Annotated in this window: 14 protein-coding genes and 1 pseudogene; 6 read left to right on the forward strand and 9 right to left on the reverse strand. The window is 59.7% G+C overall.

Annotated elements, in window-relative coordinates; all coding sequences use genetic code 11:
- The first annotated feature begins 317 nt into the window (after positions 1-317).
- Both IEX75_RS16590 and msrB read left to right on the forward strand, forming a co-directional pair.
- Positions 318-812, forward strand: coding sequence for a universal stress protein (locus IEX75_RS16590; RefSeq protein ID WP_229720907.1), 495 nt, complete (start codon positions 318-320; stop codon positions 810-812).
- Positions 813-1613: 801 nt separating this feature from the next.
- Positions 1614-2006 (forward strand): annotated as a pseudogene (msrB, locus tag IEX75_RS16595) (peptide-methionine (R)-S-oxide reductase MsrB); the annotation flags it as partial.
- 100 nt (positions 2007-2106) lie between these two features.
- Here the strand turns inward: msrB and IEX75_RS16600 are convergent.
- The 7 genes from IEX75_RS16600 to pdxR all read right to left on the reverse strand — a co-directional run bounded on the left by IEX75_RS16600 (position 2107) and on the right by pdxR (position 8478).
- Positions 2107-2847, reverse strand: a complete 741-nt coding sequence (locus tag IEX75_RS16600) for a glutathione S-transferase N-terminal domain-containing protein (protein WP_229720908.1) — start codon at positions 2845-2847, stop codon at positions 2107-2109.
- 102 nt (positions 2848-2949) lie between these two features.
- Positions 2950-3495, reverse strand: a complete 546-nt coding sequence (locus IEX75_RS16605; protein ID WP_188795814.1) for a carboxymuconolactone decarboxylase family protein — start codon at positions 3493-3495, stop codon at positions 2950-2952.
- A gap of 180 nt (positions 3496-3675) precedes the next feature.
- Positions 3676-4311 (reverse strand): nitroreductase family protein, encoded by a 636-nt coding sequence (locus tag IEX75_RS16610; RefSeq protein WP_188795816.1) that lies wholly within the window; start codon positions 4309-4311, stop codon positions 3676-3678.
- A gap of 474 nt (positions 4312-4785) precedes the next feature.
- Complete coding sequence (locus tag IEX75_RS16615; protein WP_188795819.1) at positions 4786-5757, reverse strand: AraC family transcriptional regulator; 972 nt, start codon at positions 5755-5757, stop codon at positions 4786-4788.
- A 54-nt stretch (positions 5758-5811) separates the two neighbouring features.
- Positions 5812-6267 carry a DUF3788 domain-containing protein gene (locus IEX75_RS16620; RefSeq protein ID WP_188795821.1) on the reverse strand — a complete coding sequence of 152 codons (456 nt, stop codon included), beginning with the start codon at positions 6265-6267 and terminating at the stop codon, positions 5812-5814.
- Positions 6268-6404: 137 nt separating this feature from the next.
- Positions 6405-6821, reverse strand: coding sequence for a cupin domain-containing protein (locus IEX75_RS16625; RefSeq protein ID WP_188795823.1), 417 nt, complete (start codon positions 6819-6821; stop codon positions 6405-6407).
- Positions 6822-7071: 250 nt separating this feature from the next.
- Positions 7072-8478 carry a MocR-like pyridoxine biosynthesis transcription factor PdxR gene (pdxR, locus tag IEX75_RS16630; protein WP_188795825.1) on the reverse strand — a complete coding sequence of 469 codons (1407 nt, stop codon included), beginning with the start codon at positions 8476-8478 and terminating at the stop codon, positions 7072-7074.
- A gap of 168 nt (positions 8479-8646) precedes the next feature.
- Here pdxR and IEX75_RS16635 point away from each other — a divergent pair, with 168 nt between their 5' ends.
- The 4 genes from IEX75_RS16635 to IEX75_RS16650 all read left to right on the forward strand — a co-directional run bounded on the left by IEX75_RS16635 (position 8647) and on the right by IEX75_RS16650 (position 11713).
- Entirely contained in the window at positions 8647-9564 is a 918-nt protein-coding gene (locus IEX75_RS16635; protein WP_188795827.1) for an NADP-dependent oxidoreductase, read from the forward strand.
- A 108-nt stretch (positions 9565-9672) separates the two neighbouring features.
- Entirely contained in the window at positions 9673-10290 is a 618-nt protein-coding gene (locus IEX75_RS16640) for a nitroreductase family protein (RefSeq protein ID WP_188795829.1), read from the forward strand.
- A gap of 135 nt (positions 10291-10425) precedes the next feature.
- The gene (locus IEX75_RS16645; protein WP_188795831.1) at positions 10426-11043 is read left to right on the forward strand and encodes an FMN-dependent NADH-azoreductase; all 618 of its coding nucleotides are present in this window, start codon (positions 10426-10428) and stop codon (positions 11041-11043) included.
- Positions 11044-11263: 220 nt separating this feature from the next.
- Positions 11264-11713 (forward strand): GNAT family N-acetyltransferase, encoded by a 450-nt coding sequence (locus IEX75_RS16650; protein WP_188795833.1) that lies wholly within the window; start codon positions 11264-11266, stop codon positions 11711-11713.
- Between the two features lie 56 nt (positions 11714-11769).
- Here IEX75_RS16650 and IEX75_RS16655 read toward each other — a convergent pair whose 3' ends face one another.
- Complete coding sequence (locus IEX75_RS16655; protein ID WP_188795835.1) at positions 11770-13194, reverse strand: MATE family efflux transporter; 1425 nt, start codon at positions 13192-13194, stop codon at positions 11770-11772.
- Positions 13194-14669: a cytochrome P450 gene (locus IEX75_RS16660; RefSeq protein WP_188795837.1), complete on the reverse strand. Its 1476-nt coding sequence runs from the start codon at positions 14667-14669 to the stop codon at positions 13194-13196. Before IEX75_RS16660 ends, IEX75_RS16655 begins: the two co-directional genes overlap by 1 nt.
- Positions 14670-14733: the final 64 nt, after the last annotated feature.

The raw sequence follows: 14733 nt of genomic DNA on the forward strand, positions 1-14733 counted from the left end.
CATGGTGGAACCTCTCGCGAGGTTGCTTCACCCCACCCCAACCCTCCCCTACTACACGTAGGGGAGGGGACTGATCTGGCAAGCTGGAAGTTTCCCGGGACAGCAGTGGGCCTTCGCCGGAATGACGCCGAGGTAAAGACGATGACAGGCTAAGCAATCCCCACGGCGCCATCTTGATCGCGATCAACTCCACATGACGTATTCGGCGCGATCCATCTACTTGACGATCATCAATATGCGTGCGCCCACGCATTGCATCATGGCCTTCAGCGCACTCGATCCGGTGCGACACGTAAAACCCGCAGGAGGCTACGCCCATGTCCACCATCGCAGCCGAAACCATTTCGGGATCATGCAGCATCTCATCGAAGGCATTGTTCCGTCGCATCCTGCTGCCCATCGATGGGTCGGAACTGTCATATCGGGCCTTCACCATGGGGCTCGAACTGGCCAGCAACTTCGGCGCCGAAGCGGTCGTTATGCACGTCGTGCCGCCATTCAATGCCATTGCCTACATGACTGAATTCCTGGCCGCTACGGAACTGCGATACAGCCAGCACGCCGTGCAGAGCGCTTCGCGCTACCTGGACAAGGCCAAGGCGCTAGCCAAGGATGTGCAGGTGCAGTGTGAATACCATTTCATGTTTGGCGAGCACCCCCACGAAGCCATCTTGGGTGCTGCCGACGAACACCACTGCGATCTGATCGTGATGGCCACCCATGGCTGGCATGGCCTGAATCGCCTCGTGTTGGGCAGTGAAACGCAGAAAGTACTGGCACGCAGCCACGTGCCCGTGCTGGTGTGTCGATAGACAGTGATGCCATGCGTGAACCAGCTCGCGATCGACCTGTTCTTCGAAACATCGACTGCTTGCGGATGTGCCGCACTCACGCCATCGCGCACACATCAAGCCAGCAATCACCTACGTGACACACGCGCTGTATTTGTTACGCTCGGCCCGTCATCGGCGCCGTCTGTTTGCGGGTTACGCCGTTGACCCTTGCAGCAATGCAGTGAGAAAGCGCGGGCCGCATGGGGCGCAACCCATACGACCCGCTACCACAACCAACTAAGTGAGAGTTGATCATGGGTGTCATGGATCATACGGCACGCGCGTGCCCATCAAAACCCTTCTGGCTCATCAACGAGTCCCAGCTGCCACCAGACCCTGAACAGGCCAGGCGGTACATTCAGCTCATGAGTATCGCCGGCACGTCGCTGGCGATGTGCGTGATTCGAAATCTCTTGAGATGCGACCGGATCGCCCGCCGAACGAAGCTGGCCCATCGGCCCGCTGACGTCGACGCACGGCCACTCAGCCCAACGCAAGTGGAGGGCTTACGCGCCGCGCTGTACTTCCTGCGCTGTTATGGCGATGGGTTGCTGCAAGCGGAGCGGGATGGATAACTCGCTCGCGTACGCATGATCCCCTTCCGCGGCACACCCACTGGAGATCGGTGTGCCGCATCTGGAGCGAGAGCCGCGGAATCTGGTGCTCGGGCGGAAAGTAAGATCAATTGAATTAGAGCCACCCTGCCATCACATTGACGGTCATCCCACTGAGCCTGTGAGGTGCCTCATGAAAGCGCATCAATCGTCTGATCAAGGGACGAAACAGTACGCCGTGACGCACACGGACAGCGAATGGCGAAAACTTCTAACGCCCGAACAATACGCAGTATTACGAGGCCACGGGACCGAACGTCCCGGCAGCTGTGCCTTACTGTATGAAAAGCGCCCTGGCGCTTTCGTCTGCGCGGGCTGCGGCCAGCCGTTGTTTACATCGCACACGAAATTCGAAAGCGGTACGGGTTGGCCAAGTTTCGACACTCCGGTGGAAGGTGCCATCGAAACATCTGACGACGACAGCTTCAGCATGCATCGCACAGAGGTCCACTGCAGTCGCTGTGGCGGGCATTTGGGGCACGTCTTCCCCGATGGACCACCTCCGTCGGGCTTGCGCTACTGCATGAATGGCGTGGCGATGAACTTCGTATCAGATTGAAGCAAGGCCTGGTGTTTGTCCTCGATAACACGCTCTAATCACGCCACCTGGCGCGCAGAGAGCGACGACCCGATCTGCCACGGACCCAGAACACTTGCGACTAGGCTGCTGTCACTAGCAGTCCGCGCTGCACCGCCGGCCGTGCGAGTCCACGGTCGAGCCAAGTACGTACATGAAGAAAACGGTCGAAACCGACGAGTTCGCGAGCTTCGTAAAAGCCGATCAGGTTGCGCACCCAGCCGATCAATGAAATATCAGCAATGCTGTAATCCGTTCCCATCACCCAATCCCGGCCTGCAAGGCGGCCATCGAGAACACCGAGTAGGCGTGCTGATTCGATCGCATAGCGTTCCAGCGGTCGCTTGTCTTCATAAGCCTTGCCGGCAAATTTATTGAAGAAGCCAACCTGGCCGAACATCGGCCCGACGCCGCCCATCTGCCACATCACCCACTGGATCGTTTCATACCGTGTGTTGGGATCGGTGGAGAGGAATTGCCCCGTCTTGTCTGCCAGATAGATCAGGATCGCTCCCGATTCAAACAACGCCAGAGGCCGGCCGCTCGGGCCATCGGGATCGTAGATCGCCGGAATCTTGCCATTCGGGTTGAGCGCGACGTAAGCAGGATCACGGTTCTCGTTCGCCATGATGTCGATGCGGTGCGGCTCGTACGCTAGGCCAGTTTCCTCAAGCATGATGCCGATCTTCACCCCGTTGGGCGTAGGCAGTGAAAAGAGCTGAAGCCGGTCGGGGTACTGCGCCGGCCAGCGCGTAAAAATGGGGTGAGTGATAGTCACTTTATTCCTCCTGGGTTCGTCGGCTTGTACACAAGACCAGGTCATATTCGCAAGAATTCTTTCTGGTTAGCCCATGGCTTTGGCACTACGGTCGCGTCGACCTTATCTTCAGTATCCTCGGATGAGGTCGACGCGGCCGCATGCGGTTCAGATCGTCCCCGCCGGCGCAACGGCGGGGAAGTCTTTCTCCGGATCGAACACGTTGTTGAAGAAGTTCGTCAGGGAGTACATGGCCACCAGTGCGACGATCTCGATGACGTTCGCTTCCGAGTAGCCGGCATCGCGCACGGCCTTCAGATCGGCGTCGCTGACCTGGCCGCGGGTCTCGATGACCTTTCGCGCAAATTTGACGGCGGCGTCCCGCTTCGGATCAGTAGCCTGACCCTTCCGCGCAAGAATGATTTCATTGGCGGGCAGCTTCGCCATATGCTCGGCCGTAAAGCTGTGAACCGTCAGACAGTAGTTACAGCCATTCACTTCAGACACGGCGAGCCCGATGCTGTCACGCGTCTTGACGTCGAGCGATTTGCTCAGCGCTCCGAGTAGAGCGGCCCATGCGTTGAACGCAATCGGGCTTTGCGCGAAGGTCGCCATCATGTTGGGAGTGAACCCGATATTCTTCGTGAACGCCTGGAGCGTCGGCTTCGAATCGGCCGGCACCTGGTCCGGCTGTACAGAGATAGTTCTTGTCATCACAGTGTTCCTTAAGTTGGTTGTTTCATTGAGAGGAAAACGCCTGCGCGGGCGCAGCTCTTCGGATGACTTCGCACCCAAGCGTTGGGGCGAAGCGGTTCTTGCTTTCGAGTAGTACGTGCCTTGCGGCTTCGCCGACATTAACGGCCGGTGTGGCGAGGTCGCTTCGTGACGGCGTGCTTAGACGAAATCCAGCACATCGGTAACGGGGCGGCGTGGCTTCTGCGCCCAATTGCCCTGGCGCTCTGCTCCGATCGACAACAGCATGACCGGCACTTCGTCCGCGGCGAGCTCGAATTCACGGTGCACGGCGTCTGCATCGAATCCGATCATCGGCGTCGAACCAAGGCCAAGCGAGCGAGCCGCATAGATCATGGCCGCAGCGCCAAAAGTGCCGGTACGTACCGCTTCGTCACGCTGACGCTGCGGGTATGCCATGTACAAATCACGCGCAGGGATTTCCCATTCCGGCACCATCGTTGCCGGCATGACGCCCGCCGCCACCAACGGCGCCAGGCGATCCGGTATGACGCTGGAATCGGCCAATTGGCCGCAGACAATGAAAGTGACCGCCGCTTCGGTGATCGCCGGCTGGTTCCAGGCGATCGGGCTTAGCCGCGCCTTGGCCTCCGGCGTGCGCACGGCGATGAAGCGCCAGTTTTGCAAGTGAAAAGATGTTGGCGCGCTGGTGCCGATTCGCACCAGATCGCGGATCTGCTCGTCACTCAATGTAGCGGCAGGATCGTAGTACTTCGCAGCGCTGCGGCTGAGGATGCATTCGATGACGGCGTTGGTCTTGCTTGTTTCGTTGCTCATGATTAATCCCAGGATTGGAAGATAGATGTGTGTACCCGCGTGGTTTCGTCCCATGCAGACGTCGCAACCAACCTTTGCGTTGACCAACAGCTCGAGGTAGCCGAGAGCGGCGTATATGTTCGGGACACGGCCACCAGCGAGCTTTTTGGCTCGCGCATAGACATTGGCAGTAGCGCCAGTGGCTGACTCGATGGTGGAAATGTCGATACGGCTCATGCTGTGGCCCTTTCATCAGGTGGTTTTGATAGGTCGCCACGTTAGGCCTGGCCGATACCGCTTTCGAGACTGCCCTTGCTCAATAAAATGCTCGAAAGGATCATGAGAACGAGATGATCTATTCCTTACACATCACGGTATGACGCATGTGATCTCGTCGAGATCAAGGCTTGTGCATTCACGGGAATAGACTGGCGGGCCGCGGATCACCAGCACGAACGAAAGGTCGCCTCGTCGGCGCGTCCCGCGTTGCTTTACTCAGGCCGTCACGCCGAGTGGCTCGCTGCCGCGAGCCAAGCGACGCCATTGCCCCGGGGTCATTCCCATGTTGTCGGTGAACGCACGCCGAAAGGCTGCCACGGATCGATACCCAACTGTGTCGGCCACGACTTCGGTAGTCATCGCTGGCTTTTTCAGTTCGTTGGCTGCCAAGCTCATCCGAATATCGGTCAATAGTTCCACGGCCGAGCGTCCGAGCTTGTCTTGAAAATGCCGCACGAAGGTGGCACGCGACATGCTGCACAAATCTGCCAGATCAGGCAGGGTCCAGGCTCTAGCCGGGTCGGCGAACATGGCTGAAACGGCGGGCGCCAACCGCGGATGACCGGCAAGTGATAACAAGCTCGTCGGTACTTGTTCCGATTCGCTCGCCGCACGAAGCGCTAGTGCGAACAATGCCGAGCTAAGTGAGTTGAAGATCGCCTGCCCTCCGGGCTTGTCACCTGCAGATTCCAGGCGCATCAGCGCCACAAGGCTGGCCAGATGGATGGAAGCAGACCCTACGCGTTCTTCGCCACTGTCTGTGGCTCGTACCATTAGAGTCTTGGGTAGATAGTTACGAATCAGCCGATCATGAGGTGGTTCGATGAAAAACCGCCCACACAACATGTCCAGGCTCTCACCCCGCCCATCATTTTCGCTCAACCTCCAGCCGGAAGAACCCTGGTGGTTGTAGGTGCGGCTCGGCGTATGTCCGCTGCCATCGTGCAGCATGTGCGCGGCTCCATGCGGCAGCAAAACGATATCCCCTCCCAGCAGTTCCGTGGTCATCCCCGTCACCGGATCTTCAATGATGGCCCGGCCCTGGAGAATGACGTGATAGGGAATCTCGTGCGCGGCGGATTCGGGCCAGACCACACGCCATGGCGCGCCATAGACGCAGCGAACCTCCAGCTGACCCGTGACGGTGATCATTCGCAAAAGCTGGCTCAGCCAATCGACTTGGTGCATAAGAAATGAACCCGCACTTCACAAGCGAGCGAAAAATCAGGAGCTCCGCGACATTCAATGGCGTGAGCTTGGCGGACGCTTCATGCTCAAAAGCTCGGTCACATCACGTCGATCAACGGCGGATGAAACCGCCATGGTCAGCCACTTCCCGTCAGGGTAGGTCGGCGCGTCGTCGTAGCGCTTGACCAACTGTGGACGCCAGACATGGCGCCGCTCTTCAAACTTCTCTCGTTCTGCGCCCCCCAGAACCACCAGGACCGAGAGCTGCCTGTATTCCGGCAAAAGCGTGCAGAACGCCCTGGTCTTCTTGTAGCGCAAAGACCAGCCGCGCTTCTTGCCGCCATAGAGCCAATCTGGCGAGAAAACGCCGGGGTAGAACGCCTCTATCCAGTTTTGCAGCGCTATCCAATGCGCGAACGCCTTCGCCCCGATCCAGCCGCGGACGGCGCTGTCATCGGGTGGTGCTGATTTGTCAGTGATTCTGTCGCCGATCTGGAGGGATTGTTCCATGTCGCTTTCTTTACACCTCGACCTTTACGCGTGAGCTTTGGAAGGCGTCGCTGGCCATACCTTGTTCCCACACAAATGATGTATTGATCCCTGCGGCGGATGCCTTTGTGTCATCGATGCGCTGAGGCATGGAGAACTTATTTTTCCGGGGTGGTCAGCGCCGCGTCATGGCTGTCGACAACGAACACGGCGAGCAATTTTGCCGGTTCACTCTTGCTTGCATTACGGCTGATGCGATGAACGGCACCAGGCTCCTCGTGGAACGATTGCCCGGCCGTATAGATGTGCGCGGGCTCGCCGTCCACTTGGCTTTCGATCGCGCCCGAAACGACATAGGCATAGATGAAAGCCGACTTCGCGTGTCTGTGCGGCGACGAGGCGCCTCCTGGCGGGTACAGCACTTCGACGGCGACGAGAGACTTGCCGGGGATATTGGTGATGGTATGTGAAAAGTTCGGGACGACCGATTCGGTGGGCGCTTGCGCCAGAGTCGCCGTGGCCAGGAGCAAAATCGCGATACCCAGCAAGCCCGAACAAAATGTCTTGTTGCTCATGGAGGGCTCCTAATTTCAGCAGCCATGTTCCGCTGGCAGGGGCGCGGAAAAAAGAACCAAGAATGACAATCTTGGATGTACCAGGATTGGCGGCTTCCGCGCTCCGCATCACGACCGGCCGGTCAGCGCGCAATTTCTTCGCCCGCGCCGGCAACCAGTCATCGAATGGAGATTCAGCACGCAAGGAAATCAACCAGACGCATGGGCTCGTTCCATGCGGGGCCACTCTTCTAGGCCACGCTGCGAAACGTCATGTGGATGCGCGGATCAGACCATCCAGCTGTTCACACGCCCTTGGAATCTGGTCCTCGGTGACCGTGGCGACGCCAAGCAGCAATCCCGATTCGGGGTTTGTGCCTGGAACAAACCAGGTCGACAGTGACGACGGCGCCATGCCCAGTTCAAGCGCCTTTCGACACACCACCGTGTCGGACACACCGCTCGGCAGGCGCATGACGACAGCTAGGCCACCGATGTGCACGCGATATCCCATCTTTCCCAAGATGCTCCTCAGCATCTCGCCTCTCGCGGCATAGATCCGCTTCAACTTGCCCAAGTGCCTCATGTAGTGCCCGTCCTGCATAAACCGTGCAGTCGCCTGTTGTACGGCGGGGCCTGGTGCTGATCCAAAATACAAAGTTGCCTCGACAAACCGGGAGACCAGTGCGGGCGGAGCCACGATGAAGCCGAGCCTGAGCGCGGGGCTTATGGTCTTGCTGAAAGATCCGATATGGATCACCCGTCCGGCGCGATCCAATGATGCCAACGCCGGCGCGGCCCTCCGCGTGAGCTGGAGCTCGCCGAGGTAGTCATCCTCAATGATCCATGCGCCCGTACGAGCGGCCCATGCGATCAACTCTTGCCGCCGATTAAGCGATAGCGTCGCACCGAGGGGAGCCTGTTGACCCGCCGTCACCAGTGCCAGTGCTGCGTCAGGTGATAGCTCCTTGCCACGGAAAACATCCATCCCCTCCTCGTCTACCGGAACGCCAACAGGCAAGAGGCCTTCGAACTCGAGGGCCATGCGACTCTGGAAGAAACCTGGGTCTTCAACCCACGCCTGGCGGCCTTTTGCGTCGAGCACGCGTAATGTCAAACCGAGGGCGCCTGCAAAACCTGCAGTGATGAAGATCTGAGATGGACTGCACTCAAGACCACGCGCAAGCGCAACGTGCGCAGCGATAGCGCGCCGGAGTACGGCCTCACCGCGCGGATCCGGATAAACCGCAGGAGCATCCACCTCCATGCGCGCGGCCTGCGCGCGCAAGCGCGCCAGGACATTGGCGGGAAGCCCGCCAGGGGGCGGTACACCCATTCGAAAAATGCCGGGACCGGCGAGCAGGTGGCGGTACAGAGCGGGCGGCGTGTCTATTTCCTGCAAGGAAATCGCCTGAGCATCGACGGCGGTGCGTCTGGCGATTCGGGTGCCACCCGAGCGCGACGAGACCACGATCTGCTCGTCAACCAAGCGCTCGTAGGCGGTCTTGACCGTACCCCTGGCCACTCCCAGCTGCCCCGCCAGAGTTATCCACGAAGGCAGCCTCGCCCCCGGTGCAAGCACGCCACTCCTGATCGACGCGATGACGCCTCGGTAGATCTGCTCCGCCAAAGTGGATTTGGCCGAACGATCGATCCTGATATGCAGCTCATATCCCATGCTTCATGGTACATCCGGAAATCATCTTTTTGGTTCTACTCAATGTACCTACGGTGGCGCAGCATGTTCCCAACTTGAACGGCCCACCTCCCTTTTAAAGGGATTTTTCAGCACTGCGCGGCGTCCGCCGTGTCGGCACCTGGGCCAACCCGACGGGAGATAGTTCCTATGAAAGCAATCGTCGTAACCGACCAGGCTGCAGGAACGGCCGGGATGAAGTTGGTGGAGCGGCCTCAGCCGCAGGCGGCGATAAACGATGTCGTCGTGCAGGTTCATGCATCAGGATTTACCGCAGATGAGCTGACGTGGCCCCCGACTTGGACCGACCGCCTCGACCGCGACCGAACACCGTCAGTCCCCGGCCACGAACTGGCCGGCGTAGTGACCGCCCTCGGCTACGGGACGACGGGGCTGTCGGTAGGACAGCGGGTATTCGGCCTCACGGATTGGACTCGCGACGGAACGCTGGCGGAGTTCGTCGCTGTTGAAGCACGTAATCTTGCACCGCTGCCCGGGGACGTTGATTTCACGGTGGGCGCCGCGCTCGTGATGCCAGGCCTGACCGCATGGCAGGGACTATTCGAGCACGGCCGCGTTGGTGCGGGGCAGACCGTTCTTGTGCACGGAGCGGCCGGTGTCGTCGGTTCGATGGCAACCCAGCTCGCCCGCGAGGCGGGTGCGTATGTCATCGGCACGGGGCGCGCTGCAGGCCGTCAGGCAGCGCTCGAATTCGGCGCGCAGGAGTTCGTCGACCTCGATAGCGACGCACTGGAAGATATCGGTCGAGTCGATCTGGTTTTCGATGTTCTCGGCGGCGACATCGCGAAGCGCTCCGTGGGCGTGATTCGAGCCGGAGGAACGCTGGTGACGATCACCGGTCCGATCGATGCGCGGCCCGTTGATGGCCGGACGATTGACTTCGTCGTCGAAGCCGATCGCGCACAGCTGAGTCAGATCGTCCAGCGAGTACGCGAAGGACGACTGCGCACGTACATCGGCAACATCGCGAGCCTCGACGACGCAGTCGCCGCCTTCAACCTGCCCGAACGTCCGAAGGGAAAGACGATCATCCGCGTTCGTCAATGAGGGCTTGGGGGGTGAGCGGACCTGCCCTCCCCTCCTCGTCGATCATCAGAAGCACAGACAAGCGCAACGTTTGTTCCACAACCCGTTCTTTTACGCATAGGCACCACCATGACCAACGCCGTCATCGAATGCATTCTGAGCCGCAGCGCTGCGAAGTACTACGATCCTGCCGCTACATTGAGTGACGAGCAGATCCGCGATCTGGTGCGAATCGGCACCAGCGCGCCAACATCTTTTCACCTGCAAAACTGGCGCTTCATCGCCGTGCGCACGCCGGAGGCCAAGGCGCGGCTAAGCCCGATTGCCTGGAACCAGCCGGCGATCACCGAAGCTGCGGTCACTTTCATTGTCTGCGGCCAATTGGCCGATTCCAGCGTCATACCGAATCGCCTGGCACCGTTGGTGGCTGCGGGTGTCATGCCGGAAAAGATGGTGCCGGAATGGGAAATCCCTGCGCGTGATTTGTACATGGCATACCCGCAGCGTCAGCGTGACGAAGCCGTGCGTACCGGTACCTTCGGCGCTGCGGCAATGATCTATGCAGCACGCTCGCTTGGTCTGGGTTCGACGCCGATGATCGGGTTCGATGCGGACGCCGTGCACCGCGAATTCGAGCTCGCCGCAGATGAAGTGCCGGTCATGCTGTTGTCCGTTGGATCGGAACGTCCAGGCAACTGGGCGCAGAAACCGCGCCGCCCAGTGGACGATGTGCTGGATCTCGTTTGAGATGGCTTGGATCAGAACCTTACGGGGATTGTGATGACCAGAACTGCATTGCCAACACCAGAACAAGTGCCGGCCGATTCGAAGCCGACGCGCGTCTGGGTGTTTCGCATGCGCCGATATCTTTTTGGGTAGAGCATGAACATCCTCCATATTGATTGCAGCCCGCGTCCGGAATCGCACAGCCGCCAACTTTCAGCGGCGATCGTCAGAAAGATCCTTGAGGTTGCACCCGGCGCGAGCATCAGTCGGCGAGACTTTGCTGCTGCTCCCTTGCCGCATGCTTCGCCCGACTACGCGACGACCTTATCGTCACCGGCTACCTTGGCTGCCCCGCTGAAGGGCGCGCTTGAGCTTTCCGAGGCGCTTATTCACGAAGTCGAGGCAGCCGATGTGATTGTCATCGGAACACCCATGAACAACTTGACCGTCCCGTCGGTTCTCAAGGCGTGGATCGACCAAGTCCTTCGCGCTGGTCGCACCTTCATGTCGACGCCGGCCGGAAAGGTTGGAATGCTCCGGGATCGTCCCGTGTTTATCGGCATCGCTTCCGGTGGCGTTTTTACCGGCGATCGAGCTAACCAGCCCGACTTTCTCACGCCGTATCTGTCGGTCGTGCTGGGGAGCATAGGGCTGAAAACCCTGCAATTCCTATCCGTGCAGGCCACTGCGTTTCTCGACAGGGACCAGGCGACCCACGCGAGGGAAAAAGCGCTCGCGGCGATTGACCTTAGCATCATGGAGGAGCTTGCATGACTCTCAACGACGACATATCGAAGTCCGCGAAACAAGACGATCTCGATCGCGGAGCCGGTACGCGCGCCGTCTCGGAGAGGCAAAGTCTATGAAGACTCGCCCTGGATCATCGAGCAGCGTCAGATAGTCGGCACGATTACCCGTTTCAGATGTACGTCCATGTCCCTGCGCCTGTCCACATACGGAGGCGAAGCGGCCATCCGAACTTCAGGAGCGAGCTATGAAATCCGTCGAGATCAGAACCATTGATAGCAGCGATTTTGATATTTGGCTTCCGCTTTGGAAAGGGTATCAACGATTTTACGAAGTGGACATCCACGAGTCCGTGACGCGCGAAACCTGGGCACGCTTCTTGGATCCGACTGAACCGATGTACGCAGCGCTCGCCATAGTGAATGAGCGGGCATTGGGGCTGGTGCATTCGATCTACCATCGATCGGCCTGGACGTCGGGCGACGACTGCTATCTTCAAGATTTGTTTGTCGCTGAGGATGCTCGTGGTAGCGGTATCGGTCGCACACTTATCGAGTATGTCTATGCGGAAGCAAAACGCCGCAGAGCACCCCGCGTGTACTGGCAGACGCACGAATCCAATCATAACGCGATGCAGCTTTATGACCGCATCGCCGATCGCTCGCCTTTCATCCAGTACCGAAAACTATTTGACTGACGCGGCCGCCTCCCGGCCTGACGTCACGCAGCCATGACATCATCGGGCCGCCCGCATCAACTCCGGCTCTCCGCGTACGTCAGCACGATGCCGTTCTGGCGTTTCCGGATGGCGGAGAAAATGCGCAGGAAATACGACACGCCAATGACGGCTTCGAACATCGAGCCCACCACCCAGCAGGTTGGAAGAATGCCGGGGTTGCCTACGTGCGTGGTGGTTATGGCGTAGATGGTGGGAATGCTGATGAACCACATCATCACCAAACGCGTGACGAACAGGAAGCGCGTCAGGCCGAAGCTTTCCAGCACGGCGGCGCCGGTCATGGAGAACGCGAAGGCCAGCGAGTAGGTCCACAGCACGCGCGCGGTGGCGATGGATGCTTTTTGAATTTCCTGCGGCTTGTCTGCCAGTCCGAAGGGGCTTAGCAGCGCGCCCGGCGTTGCGATCTGGAAGAACGAGATGACCACGATGTACGCCAGCTCGATCACCAGGGTTACCAACAGGATTCTTGGTATCAATGAATAATTGTTCTCGCCGATGGCATTGCCGCAGAGCACGCTGCAGCCTATTCCCAAGCCCAGCACCGGAATGATGCCCATGTAGTTCACGGTGAGGTTGATGTTGTTGGCCGCCAGCGCGATCGAGCCCAGCACGGCAATCACCCATACGAACACCGCATTGCCGAAATTGTCGATACCGGCGGTAGTGCCCAGCACCAGGCCTTTCTTCAGGCGCGGCAGTACGTCCGTGTGGATAAAACCCTTGCGCCGGGCGATGAGGTTGCGCAGGTTGAGCCAGACCTCGCCCGGCATGAACGACACATAGCACACCGAAATCGACAGCGCGCCGATCAGCGTGCCGATGGCAGCGCCGCGCATACCCAGTTCCGGCAGGCCGAATTTGCCGAATACCAGCCCGACGTTCATGCCCGCGTCCACCGCCTGCCCGATCAATCCGGCGACGAGCGTAATGCGCGTTTTACCGATGCCGTTGAAATACGACGACAGCGCAATGTTGAACGTCATCACGCTGCCGAAAAACGCCGACCAATACAGGAACTGCGACTCCAGTTGCGTGATGGCCATCGGCCGGTGGCTGAGAAACGGAATGCGTTCGATGAGCGGCGCCAACAGCGCCAATACCAGGGCAAGCACCACGCCCACGAAAATACCCACGGCGCCCTGGTAAGCGGCCTCGCCCTGCCCTGCCCGCCCGAATGCCTGCGCCACGCACGATCGTGAAAAGCCGACCACGGCAAGAAAGAAACCGGTGATCGCCGAAGCGGTATAGATCGCCGGCCCCGAAGCAATGAGCGTGTCGTTCGAATAGCGCGCCAGGCAGACGCGATCGATGAACAGCATCAGCAGGCTGCCAACCATCGAACCCATCAGCGGCAGCGAAACATTCAAGACGCGTTTGGCGATGCCGAGATCAAGGTTTGCATGACCGGCACGTTGTTTGACGGGCGATGTGCTGTTCATCAGCGTTGATCCGGAACGCTGCGCAGCTTGAGCCGCACCGGCACCGCGCTCGGACCCATGAAGAAATTCATCACCTGCTGGATCGGCGGCGCGTGCGTATCGAACTCCAGTTCGAAGTTGTGCATCAGCATCGAGAGCACCAGCTTGATCTCCGTCATGGCGAGGAAGCGGCCCGGACAGACGCGCGGGCCGTCGCCGAACGGCATCAGCTTGCGCACGGGATTTTCTTCCTTCTGCGGCCGGTGATCGAAAATCCAGCGTTCCGGCTGGAACACGTCGTTGTCAGGAAACTGCGTTTCGTCCAATCCTTCCGCCGTGGTCGAGACGACGAAGGCGGTGTTTTTCGGAAAGAACGTGTCGGCGACCACACAGTCGGCATTGGCAACGATGCCGATGAAGGGCGCCACCGTTCTCAGCCGCTGCGTTTCGCTGTGTGCCGCCTCGATGTAGTTGAACTGCTTCATCAGCTCCCAATCGCGCACCAGCGGCTCCTCGCCCAGCACGGTGTCGGCTTCGTAGGTGAGCGCCGCCGCGGCGGCGGGATGCTGCGCCAGCAGGTTGATCATCCAGGCCATCGAATTGGCAGTCGTGTCTTCGCCGCCAATCACGCTGAGAATGGCGTTGCTGATGAGATCCTGGTCGGTGAAATCCGAATCCGGATCGTCGCTCGCGGCGATCATCGCCTCCAGCATGTTGGTCGGCTTTTCGCGCAACTCCGGTTGCAGCGCCATGCGTTCGCGCGTGTTGCGGATAAACCCGATCACGGCCTGCTCGATGTTCTCTGCGGATTGGTCGGCTTCCCGATCTGCCGGCAGCTTGAAGTGACGCCAGTACGGGAACAGCGCAAAGCTGCGCGCGCCCAGGCGCCGAAACATGTTGTCGACGTCGTGCTGCAGCTGGCTGCCATCGTGATTGACCACGTCGATGTCGTGCCCCATCGCCAGGCCCACGGTGACATCCAGTGCAAATGCCTTGAGGTCGCGGCGCAGATCGACGTGCCTGCCTTCCGCCAGTGCGGTTTTCCAGCGCCGCAGCATACGCTCGGCCATGGCCGACATCTTGGGAAAGAAGTTGCGGATCACTTCCGCATTGAGGCCGCCCATCACCAGCTTGCGCTGCCGGCGCCAGTCATCGCCCTCGGCGGTGAACACGCCACTGATGTTCAGTTCGTTCATCACGGTCTTGAGGCCGCCGGTGCGGCGGAATTGCTCGGGGCGTTCGCGCAGCAGCGCCCCGGCGGTAGTGCGATCGGCAATGACGACCATCGCACCGCCAGGTACGCGCACCTGGAATACCGGCCCGAACTCGCGAATCCACTTCGCCAGCGTCAGGTGCCATTGGCGCCCGGTCATGTCCAGCGCACTGCCCAAAACCGGCAAGCCCTTGGGACCGGGAAGGTCCGCCATCGTGCGCGAGTATTTCAGCTCACTGGTGGTAGGCGCGTTCAATGCCGAAGCTTCGATGGTTGAATTCATGATGGCCTTCCTTCAAGGCAAGTGTGAAACAGCCAACTTCTTTTCATGTTCGCGATGCGCCACG

The organism is Dyella nitratireducens (assembly GCF_014642835.1).
Lineage (GTDB): Bacteria > Pseudomonadota > Gammaproteobacteria > Xanthomonadales > Rhodanobacteraceae > Dyella_B > Dyella_B nitratireducens.

Coding starts and splice junctions, on each gene's coding strand:
- IEX75_RS16590 (WP_229720907.1), top strand. CDS start 318: ATGTCCACCATCGCAGCCGAAACCATTTCGGGATCATGCAGCATCTCA.
- IEX75_RS16600 (WP_229720908.1), bottom strand. CDS start 2,847: ATGACCTGGTCTTGTGTACAAGCCGACGAACCCAGGAGGAATAAAGTG.
- IEX75_RS16605 (WP_188795814.1), bottom strand. CDS start 3,495: ATGACAAGAACTATCTCTGTACAGCCGGACCAGGTGCCGGCCGATTCG.
- IEX75_RS16610 (WP_188795816.1), bottom strand. CDS start 4,311: ATGAGCAACGAAACAAGCAAGACCAACGCCGTCATCGAATGCATCCTC.
- IEX75_RS16615 (WP_188795819.1), bottom strand. CDS start 5,757: ATGCACCAAGTCGATTGGCTGAGCCAGCTTTTGCGAATGATCACCGTC.
- IEX75_RS16620 (WP_188795821.1), bottom strand. CDS start 6,267: ATGGAACAATCCCTCCAGATCGGCGACAGAATCACTGACAAATCAGCA.
- IEX75_RS16625 (WP_188795823.1), bottom strand. CDS start 6,821: ATGAGCAACAAGACATTTTGTTCGGGCTTGCTGGGTATCGCGATTTTG.
- pdxR (WP_188795825.1), bottom strand. CDS start 8,478: ATGGGATATGAGCTGCATATCAGGATCGATCGTTCGGCCAAATCCACT.
- IEX75_RS16635 (WP_188795827.1), top strand. CDS start 8,647: ATGAAAGCAATCGTCGTAACCGACCAGGCTGCAGGAACGGCCGGGATG.
- IEX75_RS16640 (WP_188795829.1), top strand. CDS start 9,673: ATGACCAACGCCGTCATCGAATGCATTCTGAGCCGCAGCGCTGCGAAG.
- IEX75_RS16645 (WP_188795831.1), top strand. CDS start 10,426: ATGAACATCCTCCATATTGATTGCAGCCCGCGTCCGGAATCGCACAGC.
- IEX75_RS16650 (WP_188795833.1), top strand. CDS start 11,264: ATGAAATCCGTCGAGATCAGAACCATTGATAGCAGCGATTTTGATATT.
- IEX75_RS16655 (WP_188795835.1), bottom strand. CDS start 13,194: ATGAACAGCACATCGCCCGTCAAACAACGTGCCGGTCATGCAAACCTT.
- IEX75_RS16660 (WP_188795837.1), bottom strand. CDS start 14,669: ATGAATTCAACCATCGAAGCTTCGGCATTGAACGCGCCTACCACCAGT.